This is a genomic window from Psychrobacter sp. NPDC077938 (assembly GCF_044542635.1).
Classification (GTDB): domain Bacteria; phylum Pseudomonadota; class Gammaproteobacteria; order Pseudomonadales; family Moraxellaceae; genus Psychrobacter.
This window is the reverse complement of the sequence record NZ_JBITUW010000004.1, coordinates 200,367-212,498: the sequence shown is the minus strand read 5'-3', so window position 1 is coordinate 212,498 and position 12,132 is coordinate 200,367. Positions and strand designations below refer to the sequence as shown.

The window sequence follows — 12,132 nt, the reverse complement described above, 5'->3', positions numbered from 1 at the left end:
TTCAGGCTCAACAACTGGTTCAGGCTCAACAACTGGTTCAGGCTCAACAACTGGTTCAGGCTCAACAACTGGTTCAGGCTCAACAACTGGTTCAGGCATAGCACTATTAACTGACTGTGCTAAATTGTCATTATCATAAATATCGCTTTGCAACTCATCGTGACTTGAAGTCTGATAATCAACATTATAAAGTTCTGGCGGTGGTGCTGACGCTTCATGTGCAATAGCATCTGGAGCTGATGCCGAAGAAACTGGTTCTATAGCTGGTACTTTGGTAGCAGACCCATTACTATCATAAGTATTGCTCAAGACTTCATCGACTGGTAATGGACGAAACGCCAATAAACGCAAGATGCACATCTCAAGCGCTTGCATCGGCGTACTTGCAAGCTTAACACCTTCACGGGCTTGCACAACAATCTCATAATACAGCTGCAAGACATCAGGGCTAATATGCTGAGCTAGCGTATAAATATCTTTTGCTTGCGCCTCATTAACATTAAGAGCGACCTCAGGCAACAGCTGAGTCAATGCCAACTGATGTAACAGTTCAGCAAGCCCGTCAAACATACTCGTCGCATCGACCATTTGCGCACGCATTTGCTCAATATGAGCAGCAACAGCAGACTTATCATGATTATAAATATCTGTGATTAGACGCACTAAGTCAGCAGCATCAATAAGACCAAGCATTGCATTAACAGTCGCATCATCCAGTGCGCCTTGACCAAAAGCAATGGCTTGATCGGTCAATGATAGAGCATCACGCACAGAACCTTTGGCTGCACTTGCTAACTGCCAAATCGCTGGCTGAGTATAGCCTACCTGCTCTTTGGTCAAGATATTTGCCAAGTGCTCGCTAAGTAACGTTTGAGGTAATGGGCGCAGAACGAACTGCAAGCAGCGCGAAATAATCGTAATCGGTAGCTTTTGTGGATCAGTTGTCGCTAATAAAAACTTCACATGCTCAGGTGGCTCTTCTAGCGTTTTAAGTAGCGCGTTAAAGCTGTGCGTAGACAGCATATGTACTTCATCAATCAGATAGACCTTGTAACGCCCTTGGCTTGGCGCATAAGGCACATTGTCTAATAGCTCACGCGTGTCTTCGACCTTGGTACGAGAAGCGGCATCAATCTCAATAAGATCAATGAAACGCCCTTGATCAATAGCAACGCAGTTATCACATACGCCGCAAGGAGTGCTGGTAATACCTGTATCACAGTTCAAGCATTTAGATAAAATACGCGCAATCGTTGTCTTACCCACACCGCGCGTACCTGTAAACAGGTAGGCATGATGCAAACGATTATAATCAATCGCATTAATCAACGCTTGAGACACATGCGTCTGCCCAATCAACTCGTGAAAGTTTTTTGGTCGGTATTTGCGAGCTAAAACTTGATATTGCTGCGTCATAAGAAATGCCAATGTAAATAATACAAATATAAAGGGAGCGTCAAACTAATGAATCATACTATGTTCAGATTATAACTGAGCTTGAAGTTGGGCCAGTCGGTCATATAAGCGTTGAGTACTTTCATCAATCAATGAGCCTGCTTGATGAAATATATCCAGATAAACCTCAGTATTTACACTGTCTTCGCACGGCCTAAACTCTACGCCCAGTAAAAACAAATTGTCCATCACTGGCTCTTGTAACTGGACATTGATATCTGACAATAAATCTTTATAAGAAAGCCTAACATTTTCTGCGCTCAGCGAACTGCTATTGTCTTGTGCATAAAACACCATGAGATAATGGCGTCCAAATACATGATAAGAATGCTCGTGACGGACATATCCATTCCAGCGCGAGTCTTGATCCATGGTTCTATAAGCTAAGATTTTTTCTACTAGACATGCATAGGTATACATTGACTCATCTACCAAAATATCAACCTGATCATTTGGTAAAGGTGTACCTACTTCATGATAACGCTCAAGCACACTGTTGAATAGCTTGAACCACATTCCAGTATTTTTTTGCATCTCAGCCATTAAGGCATCGGCATACACAGTCTGATTCGGCTCTACTGCTTTAAGTAAGCGTAATTCAACTTGCTCAATTAACTCGTTATCGATTAGCTGCTCTTGCACCCTAATCGCTCTTTGATGAAAGTCAGGTGATTGTAGAAACTGTTTAAGCAATGTTGATTCGTTTTGAAATGATGCAAAGCTAGACAGTTGACGACGATGGAAATCCAAAAAGGTTGTTAAATCACTTGGCGTCACTAACTGATTGAGGATATCAACGAAGTTTTGATGACTAAAGACTTGTAGGATACTTTGCTCATCATCTAAGTCTAAAACACAGTCTTCTGCAAAAAACCGACTGCCATATTCGTAGCCAACTGCATAAGATGAATGGCCCGATTGATCGTTTTGATGATTGATGGACAACGACGTCAAGCCAATAAAATAAACTGCTTTATCAGTTATCGAGGCACTTCTATCTACAATTAGGCTATCGTTTTTTTGATAAATCTGAGCGTGGCGTTTGATGAGTTGGTTAACAACTTCTTTTCTCCACTCACGAACTTTAGTATTATCCACTTCTTGCTTATTTGCCTGTATCACGACGGTATTGACGAGCAAATAAATAGTAGCGCCAGAAAACTCAAAAACAAAATCATAACCCTGAAAATGATCAGAGTCAGTGATTTTGTTATCAGGCAACTCATACAATGATAAAAAACATTGCTGAATCATTTTTTGCCATGGCGCATGTGATGCTTGCTGAATATCCATAATACCTCTATAAATGATATTTCACAAAAAAGCTTATACCCATTCTGTGAAAATGAGCAAAAGCTTTTTATGCTGAGTTAAGTATCAGTTTGGATTTACAGCAAGCAAATCCACCTTAGCTGTCTTGTTTGCGGCGCATGTGCGGGAACAAGATCACATCACGGATACTAGCAGAGTCGGTAAATAGCATTACTAGACGGTCAATACCAATACCCTCACCGGCTGTCGGTGGCAGACCATAAGACAATGCTTCGATATACTCTTCATCGAAATGCATAGCTTCATCATCGCCAGCGTCTTTTTCAGCAACCTGACCACGGAAACGCTCAGCTTGGTCTGCTGGATCATTAAGCTCACTAAAGCCATTAGCCAACTCACGACCACCAACGAACAGCTCAAAACGATCAGTAATCTCAGGATTGTCATCACTACGGCGCGCTAGTGGTGATGTCTCAGCAGGATATTCAGTGATGAACGTTGGCTGACGTAATTGATGCTCAGCCGTTTCTTCGAAGATAATCGTTTGTAGTTTACCCACACCAAACACATCTTTGACTTGTTGCTTAAGTGTCGTAGATGCATATTCTGCTAGGTATTCACGATCATTGATGCGCGCCATGTCAAAGTTTTCAGCATATTTTGCAATCGCATCAGACATTGATAGACGAGCAAATGGTGCTTTTAGGCTAATGGCTTCTTCTTGATAAGTAAGCTCCGTTGTGCCCAACACATCTATTGCTAACTGATTAAACAGACGCTCAGTCAAATCCATCAAGTCATGATAATCAGCATATGCTTGATAGAACTCAATCATAGTGAATTCAGGGTTATGGCGGGTTGAAACCCCTTCATTACGGAAACTACGGTTAATCTCAAACACGCGCTCAAACCCGCCAACGACCAGACGCTTAAGATAAAGCTCAGGCGCGATACGTAGGTATAAAGGCATGTCTAATGCATTATGATGTGTCTCAAACGGACGAGCTACTGCGCCGCCTGGTATCGGATGCATCATTGGCGTTTCAACTTCCATAAAACGCTCATTAAGCATAAATTGACGAATACCACTAACGATCTGACTACGAACCATAAAGGTATTGCGAGTCGTCTCATTGGTCATCAAATCAAGATGACGATTGCGATAGCGCGCTTCTACATCAGACAAACCATGGAACTTGTTTGGCATTGGACGTAATGATTTGGTCAGTAGCGTAATTTCTTCAATATGCACATACAAATCGCCTTTACCTGAGCGACCGATATAGCCTGATACACCAACGATGTCACCCAAATCTAGTGATTTGATGCTCGCACGCGTCTCCTCATCAAGCTCTTTACGTGCTACATATAACTGAATACGGCCTGTCATATCTTGGATCACGATAAACGAACCACGGTTGAGCATGACTCGACCTGCCACGTTGACCTGTGTTTTTTCACCATTCGCTGCTTTTTCTTCAATTTCCTGCTTTGAGACACCATCAAAAGCCGTCTGTAAGTCTTGCGCATAATCAGTACGTTTGAACGTATTAGGATACGGCTGTTTACCTGAAGCACTGATATCATCTAGCTTGGCTTGCAGTTGTGCGATTAGCTCGTTAGCATCTTCTACGACTGGGGTTTGATCTTGGTTCTGATTATTGTGCTTTGACATAACACTCTCAATATTTTTAGGTAATTAAATGGATAAACGAAAACAGAAAAATTAAATCAATACTTATTATTATAAGAACAGACACGGTGATAAAAACGATAAAACTGTTAATACTTTTACAGACCAACTACTAGTCATTGCCACCGATACTGGCCATCAAATCAGCCTGATGCTCACGTAGTAGTGCATCAAGAATCTCGTCCAAGTCGCCTTCCATAATGGAATCAAGCTTGTATAAGGTAAGGTTGATACGATGATCGGTCATGCGACCTTGTGGAAAATTATAGGTACGGATACGCTCTGAGCGATCGCCACTACCGACCAAGTCACGACGTATAGAGTCCGCCACATCGACCTGTGCTTGCACTTTGGCTTGTTGAATTTTAGAGACCAGCATTTTCATAGCATGCGCACGGTTTTTGTGTTGGCTACGCTCTTGCTGACACTCTACCACGGTACCTGTCGGAATGTGCGTCAAACGTACGGCAGAATCAGTCGTGTTAACATGCTGACCACCCGCGCCGCTTGAGCGGAAAGTATCCATCTTGATATCAGCAGGATTGATATCAACAGTATCATCAATCTCAACTTCTGGCATTACCGCAACCGTACAAGCTGACGTATGCACACGACCTTGGCTCTCGGTTTCAGGGACACGCTGTACACGGTGAGCGCCCGATTCAAACTTTAAGCGACCATATACACTATTGCCAGATACGCGAGTGATGATTTCTTTATAACCACCATGCTCACCTTCATTTGCAGAGAGCACTTCTAGTGTCCAGCCTTGGCTCTGCGCGTATTTTTGGTACATACGGAACAAGTCACCAGAGAAAATCGCTGCCTCATCGCCGCCTGTCCCAGCACGAATCTCCAAAAACGCTGGTACTTTGTCGTTAGGGTCTTTTGGTAGCATCATCAGATTGAGTGCTTCTTCCATCTCTACGATGGTATCACGCGCACTCTCAATCTCATCGATCATCATCTCTTTCATGTCAGGATCTGTTGCATCGGCTAGCATCGCTTCTGCATCGGCCTGATCCGTTTCTGCACCCACGTAGTTTTGCCACAGCGTCGTGATCTCCATCAAGTCGCTGTGCTCAACAGACAATTCACGGAACTTATTATTATCACTGATGACACTAGGATCTGATAATAAAGCGGTGACCTCTTCATAACGGTCTACCATCTGGTCTAAACGCAGGCGTAAGGATTCTTTCATAAAAGGACTTTTAATTGGATAAGAGGAATAAGCCCGTGATTATAGCAAATTTTTTGGGGTAAATTAAAACCTCTAATCATTCTTGTTGATATTGTCGGTAATCTCGATGTTATCTTCTCAAACATCTCTGTTTATATTTAGATGTCACGACGTAATTTCAATAGCAAAAACGACAGACAAAAAAATAGCTAAGAATATTCTTAGCTATTTTTATCAGGACAGGTAGTTAAAGTATTAGACCTTGCGAACTAAGACCGAACCAATAGAGTAACCTGCACCAAATGAGCAAATAACGCCCAAATCACCTGATACTAAGTCATCTTTGTGGCGATGGAATACAATCATAGGACTCGCTGAGCTAGTATTGGCAAATTCAGCAATAACACTTGGAGCAATCGACTTATCGGCATCTTTACCAACCACGGTACGCAGAATCAAATCCAACATATTGGCATTGGCTTGATGCAACCACATCATCTTAACATCAGATGTTGGGATGTCGTTTTCTTGCAAGTGCTCAGTGATAATCTCTGACACTTTTGGACAGACTTCACGGAATACTTTACGACCGTTTTGCAAAAACAGCTTATCAGTGACTGGTGCTTTGATATCTGGATACATTTCGGTCTGCGCTGCTAGATACTCTGAGCGATCCATAAAGCCGTATTCGTTTTTGATGTTGGTCGAAAACTGAGTAAATAGCTTAGAGTTTAGAATCTCGTAACCTTTTGGCGTATCTAATTCTTCAACGATAGAAGCAGTCGCCACATCACCGAAGATAAAGTGGCTGTCACGGTTACGCCAGTTTAAATGCGCTGAGGTAATCTCAACGTTGACCACAGCAATACGTTTGGCCAAACCAGAGATGATAGAACCATGTGCTTGTGACAGACCGAAAGTCGCCGCACTACACGCAACGTTCATATCATAAGCAAAGCCGCCAATCATACCAATTTCGTTCTGGATTTCGATAGCAACTGCAGGATAAGTACGCTGGAAGTTTGAGCAAGCAAGGATGATACCGTCTAAGTCATTGGCCTCAAGTCCAGCATCAGCCAAAGCGTCTCTAAGTGCTGCTGCACCCATTTCGGCCATTACCGACAGCTCTTCGCCCAAGTTGCGGTAAGGGATAACTGGCGCCATGATTTCAGTATTTAAGATACCTTCTTTTTCCATCACATAACGTGATTTGATACCAGATACTTTTTCGATGAAAGCAGCTGAAGAAGGCTCAAGTGCCGTCACTGTCTCTGCAGCTATCTCTTCAGCATGTTCGGTATTATAGTTTTCAACATACTGGTTAAATGACTCAACTAGCTCTTCGTTACTAATGCTGTAAGGTGGGATATAAAGACCAGTGCCTGTGATACAAGTCGTCATGATAAGCTTCCTTGTCTACTACTGTGGTGCTTGGAATAAGCATAAAAGTGGAAAAATAATAGCCATTCAAATTCAGTGAATAACTGTAAACTTAAAATCAGTGTGTTTATTATGCCTGAATATTATAATTTTTCTAATACTTTGTTACAAATAATCTGTTTCTTGCCATAAATTAGCAAAGACTGCCGTCCTTTTTCGGTAGCTACGTTATAATTGGCATCATTTATTTTGTACTATTCGTCGAACTATCTTAATTATTCAAAACATTGATACACGCTCATACTTAGGAATGCTAATGGCAGAACTTCTCAACTGGTTATTTGGTCAATACGCTGACTACTCTACGATATTTATCATTCTTGAACTGATTGCCGTTGTCTTCGGCGTAGCAAGTGTCTTACTCGCCAGCAAAACCAATATTTTAGTCTTCCCTATTGGTCTGGTCAGCACTGCTATATTTGTGTACCTACTGTGGAAGTGGCAGCTGTTTGGCGATATGTTCATTAATGCTTACTATACCGTGATGAGCTTGTATGGCTGGATTAACTGGTCAAAGAACAAGAAAAACCAGTCTGTTGAGCATAAGCAGTCAGATACCAATAATGTCCGCATTGAGCATTTGCATGCAGGTGACATCCCTATACTTTCTGCTTTGGCAGCAGGAACGATAGCTTTTGTAGGATTGGTTTATTATTTCCGCCCAGTGATTAATAATGGCTTTAGTTTCGATGGTGCGGTACTTGGACTCCATTTATTTACTTGGGTCGACTATACTGACATGCTCACTACGGCTTTATTTCTGATGGCAATGTGGCTCATGGCACGACGTAAAATCGAGCATTGGATACTCTGGATCATCGCTGATGCGATATCGGTACCGCTATACTTCTATAAAGGTTTTACTTTTACCGCGCTACAATATGTAGTCTTCACTCTTATCGCAATCTGGGCATACTATGAATGGCAACGACGCTACCGCGTACAACCTCGAGCAGCATACGCCTAAACCTGTCATCAAAGTCGCGGTCTTAGGAGCAGAAAGTACGGGTAAGACGACCTTATGTCGTGATTTGGCCGCGCATTTTGATAGTCCTTGGGTGTCAGAATATATGCGTACCTACTTACAGGCAAAGTGGGATGATGAGCAGCTGACTTGTACGTGGGAGGATCTGCTCCCTATCGCACAGGGACAGATTACACTAGAGAATACCTTGGCCAAACAGGTCGCTCAGTCGTCTGATGCCAGTCATTATTTGTTTTGCGATACCAGTTTGTTTGAGCTGATGGTTTATTCCTATTGGTATTATGGCGACTGCCCTACTGCCCTTGAGCAAGCAGCATTGGCCCATCATTATGATTTGATATTATTGACTGATGTTGATACGCCATGGGTCGCCGATGATCTGCGCGACAGTCCACACCAACGTGATGAGATAAGTGCTTATTTCGCCAGTCAATTAAGCAAACATCAAAAAACATTTCAACGCATTAGTGGCGATAGAAAAGAGCGTGTTCGGCAAGTAGTAGCGCAGCTCGCTGATATAGACAACATATCGCCACACCAAAGCTAAACAGCTATACCCAAAAACTTATTCATATTTGTGTCTTTAGGACTTTCTTGTCTTCAACACTTTTTTGTCTTTGAAACCTAAGAGATAGCCATGCTAAAGAAGTTTGAGCTTTATTTAGAAAAAACCATATTTAATAGCCGCTGGATACTGGCACCTTTTTATCTAGGGTTGGTGTTAGGCATTATTTTATTATTTATTAAGTTTGTCCAAAAGCTATGGTACATGTTTGCTGACATTCTGACGGCCTCTGAAGCCAGTGTGATTGTAGATATATTGGTATTAGTTGATATCTCTCTAGTTGCCAGTTTACTGCTTATCATTATATTCAGTGGCTATGAGATTTTTGTCTCAAAAATCGATACTGGCACTCATGATGATCGACCTAGCTGGATGGGCAAAGTAGACTTTTCTGGTCTGAAGCTCAAAGTCATCGGAGCGATCGTTGCTATCTCGGCGATTGACCTTTTGAAATCCTTTATGGATATCTCTAGCGGAATGAGTGAACTTGATGCCGACAAACTCATGTGGAAGGTTATTATTCATATGACCTTTGTATTGTCTGGCTTGTTATTCGCTATTATGGATAAAGTCGTTGGCGACACGAAAAAGCATTAAAAACATTAATAATCTAAAAATAATTATCCGAGAATATCAACTTTTACCCTTTCACAGTTATTCCATATTTCCTGCACATCTTCTCTTCATGCCCTCTCTATGATGTCTTTTAAAACCACGGTCTGCTATCTCGGCAGCTGTGGATTAAAGACACTTAGGAGGCGAAAACATGCAAAAAACATTATTGACTAAGTTATCTATCATTGTAGGACTTTGTATCGTCTTTTTGATTGGTCTCACTATGATTGGCGATATCATATACGAGAGGCAGTACTACGCAGAGTCAGTGATAAAAGAAATCACCCAGCAGCATGTCAATCCACAAGAAGTGATTAATCCATTTATCGCCATCCCTACGACAGTCACACCAGCATGTCAGTCAGATGCATCTGATACACCAAATATAAAGAGCAAATGCGAACCGTCATACTCGAAGATTGAGACGATTTTTGCCTCTCAGACGCAGGCTGTACAAAACCTAAAAGCAAACACAGACACTTATAAACGCGGTATCTATAGTGCTACTAGCTATGATGGTCAACTGACATTCGATCAAAGTTATACGCTTGATGAGACTTTAGAAAATTTAGATCAGGTTGGCACTACAATTGACGATGATGCAGATTCAGTCGGTATATCTCTTAATACAGACAAAACGCAATTAACCAAAACCATTACCCACTGGAATAAAGCAAAACTTATCATTCCTGTGTCTGACTTACGCGGTGTCGCTACCCTGCCTACTGTCACAATTAATCAAAAATCAATTGCAGCAAACTATCCGCAGATACCAATGATAGAGAACTTAACCTATGTTGAAGTAGATATTCCTAAAGACGCATTGGAGCAATTAAGCAATCCTACTAGCCAGCATAATAAAGATAGCTTTATTATTACAGGTTCAGTAGATGCAGATCTAGATAAATCAGAGGTAAATAGCCAGTTATCTAATCCTAAAGACAATCAAGCGCTGAATATTGTGATCGACTTACCATTAGCTGGCATTAGTAATATAACGACTGTCCCAACTGGGCAGAGCTTTACTCTATCTATGCACAGTGACTGGCAGACACCAAATTTCATCGGTAAAGCATTACCAAATACTAAGAGCATTACCACTAAAGGATTCGATGCCAGTTGGCAAAATCAGTATTTAACTATCGCTAATAACCAATACCTCTCTCAATGTCTCAGCGCGCCTAACCATCAATGTACTGTCATAAGTGAATCAACGCTCAATACCGATAGTCATTCGTACAATACTGATTCGTTTGAGTCATCAAGAAGTCTGACGACAGACAGTGCGACAGTGGCTGGCAGCAATCAAAGTATTCTGCTGAACAGCTTTGGCGTTAGTTTTGCAAGCCCAAATGATGTCTATCTACAAACTGAACGAGCCATGAAGTACGCCTTGCTATTAATGTTGGTAACGTTTGGTACTTTCTTTTTATTTGAAGTGCTCAAATCAAGTCGCATCCACCCTATTCAGTATCTGTTAGTCGGCTGCGCACTATTTGTCTTTTATGTCTTATTACTACCACTTGCAGAACAAATCGCATTTTGGCAAGCCTATATGGTAGCGTCCAGTGCTTGTGTCGGGCTTATTGGCTGGTATAGCTATTATGTATTTGGCGGTTTAAAACGGGCAGTAATCTTTACCGCGACACTTGCTGGGCTATATGCTGCGTTTTTTGGTATTTTAAGTACAGAAGATCTCAATCTGTTACTGGGTGCGATATTCTGCTTTGTGATACTTGCCTGCGTGATGGTGATGACTCGCAAACTCGACTGGTATAAAGTGACATAAATGATGAGAGCCATGCGCTGTATAAAGCAAGTCAGACAAACTGTCAGTAAATGAAAGGTTTTTATCTAATAATTTGAAAAAAGGCACTAGCTGCCTTAGCTTATCAACTGAGCTAAGGCAGCCAAGTAGTAATATTATTTGACGATATGATTGTTTAACGCTTTAGCCCAATTGTTGCAATTGTCCTCGCAGCGCGGGCAACACTGATTAGGGTCAGAGATTTCATCAACGTAACCGCAATACATACAAGCATAATAAACCCCTGCTTCTACTTGCTCGACCGGTCGGTATTGCTTGGGGAAAAGCGGCATCCCGTAGTCTGTCTTTTCAGAGGTGTGCAATAAAATACTAAAATTGCCATCAGCTTCGAGCAAACCAGTACGCACTTGTCCTAAATGCTCAACCCCTTGTTGGCGCATTTCAGCAAAAAACTCATCATGTGACATTTCCCCTTTTTTAATCTTATCAAGCACCAGCATGCCATCTTCTACAATATACATTGAGCGCCCCTCTAACAGATCCTCAAAAGGCTGGAACTTCATCATCGCCCAAGTACACAGCCTATAGAGTGAAATGACCGTACCCATGATTAATACCGCTTGGATAATGGGCAGGTCTTCGGTGAACATAGGATCACCTGCAATAGAGCCTAGCGATAAAATAATGGTTAACTCGAAAATAGAGAGCTGACGGACACCGCGCTTACCAGTAAATCGTAAAAATGTGATAATTAATACAAACATTACAGTGACACGTATTAAAATTTCTACGGCAAACAACCAAGTTGTGTCATAAATAAAAATACTTGCCCAATTCATACTATCTTTTCCTATTTATTTATCTGATTTATTGTGTTTAATAAGTGCTGTTCTAATAGTTCGTTTGACGCGAAGCACATCATCCCTATTTTTAGACCTTATCGTCAATACAACTATCGTTATTCTGATTTAAAAGAGACTTTTTGCCATAAGTACGACAAAATATCCTGTCTTGTAAGACAGCTATAGATCAGATTGATAATTTATCAATCTATTATCTTTGCTAAAAAAAACGTTCGTTATAACAGCGTATCTCAAGACCTAAAACTAAAATCCTATGTTTGCCTGTTTTGTGCCATTTATTCATTGTAGGAATT

The 12,132-nt window shown here is 41.4% G+C and carries 10 protein-coding genes; 4 read left to right on the top strand and 6 right to left on the bottom strand.

The genetic code is table 11. The features are described 5' to 3' along the window. The 5 genes from dnaX to ACIGBM_RS08780 form a co-directional block, all read right to left on the bottom strand. Positions 1–1,416 (bottom strand): DNA polymerase III subunit gamma/tau (gene dnaX, locus ACIGBM_RS08800; RefSeq protein ID WP_397477472.1); only part of this gene is annotated, 1,416 nt, incomplete at its 3' end. A 69-nt stretch (positions 1,417–1,485) separates the two neighbouring features. Further along, entirely contained in the window at positions 1,486–2,748 is a 1,263-nt protein-coding gene (locus tag ACIGBM_RS08795) for a hypothetical protein (protein WP_397477471.1), read from the bottom strand. 115 nt (positions 2,749–2,863) lie between these two features. Further along, entirely contained in the window at positions 2,864–4,402 is a 1,539-nt protein-coding gene (gene lysS, locus ACIGBM_RS08790; protein WP_397477470.1) for a lysine--tRNA ligase, read from the bottom strand. Positions 4,403–4,532: 130 nt separating this feature from the next. Then, on the bottom strand, positions 4,533–5,624 hold the full coding sequence (prfA, locus tag ACIGBM_RS08785; RefSeq protein ID WP_057760300.1) for a peptide chain release factor 1: 1,092 nt from the start codon (positions 5,622–5,624) through the stop codon (positions 4,533–4,535). A 234-nt stretch (positions 5,625–5,858) separates the two neighbouring features. After that, complete coding sequence (locus tag ACIGBM_RS08780; protein ID WP_057760302.1) at positions 5,859–7,004, bottom strand: beta-ketoacyl-ACP synthase III; 1,146 nt, start codon at positions 7,002–7,004, stop codon at positions 5,859–5,861. A 295-nt stretch (positions 7,005–7,299) separates the two neighbouring features. Here ACIGBM_RS08780 and pnuC point away from each other — a divergent pair, with 295 nt between their 5' ends. From pnuC to creD, 4 genes are all read left to right on the top strand, one after another. Further along, positions 7,300–8,010 carry a nicotinamide riboside transporter PnuC gene (gene pnuC, locus ACIGBM_RS08775; RefSeq protein WP_397477469.1) on the top strand — a complete coding sequence of 237 codons (711 nt, stop codon included), beginning with the start codon at positions 7,300–7,302 and terminating at the stop codon, positions 8,008–8,010. Beyond that, on the top strand, positions 7,961–8,575 hold the full coding sequence (locus ACIGBM_RS08770) for an AAA family ATPase (RefSeq protein ID WP_397477468.1): 615 nt from the start codon (positions 7,961–7,963) through the stop codon (positions 8,573–8,575). Before pnuC ends, ACIGBM_RS08770 begins: the two co-directional genes overlap by 50 nt. Positions 8,576–8,665: 90 nt before the next feature. Then, positions 8,666–9,190 (top strand): TIGR00645 family protein, encoded by a 525-nt coding sequence (locus ACIGBM_RS08765; protein WP_101204361.1) that lies wholly within the window; start codon positions 8,666–8,668, stop codon positions 9,188–9,190. 169 nt (positions 9,191–9,359) lie between these two features. Continuing rightward, a complete protein-coding gene (gene creD, locus ACIGBM_RS08760) occupies positions 9,360–10,997 on the top strand; it encodes a cell envelope integrity protein CreD (protein WP_397477467.1) in 1,638 nt (545 codons plus the stop codon). 134 nt (positions 10,998–11,131) lie between these two features. Here the strand turns inward: creD and ACIGBM_RS08755 are convergent, their stop codons facing one another. After that, a complete protein-coding gene (locus ACIGBM_RS08755) occupies positions 11,132–11,815 on the bottom strand; it encodes a DUF421 domain-containing protein (protein ID WP_397477466.1) in 684 nt (227 codons plus the stop codon). Between the last annotated feature and the right edge of the window lie 317 nt (positions 11,816–12,132).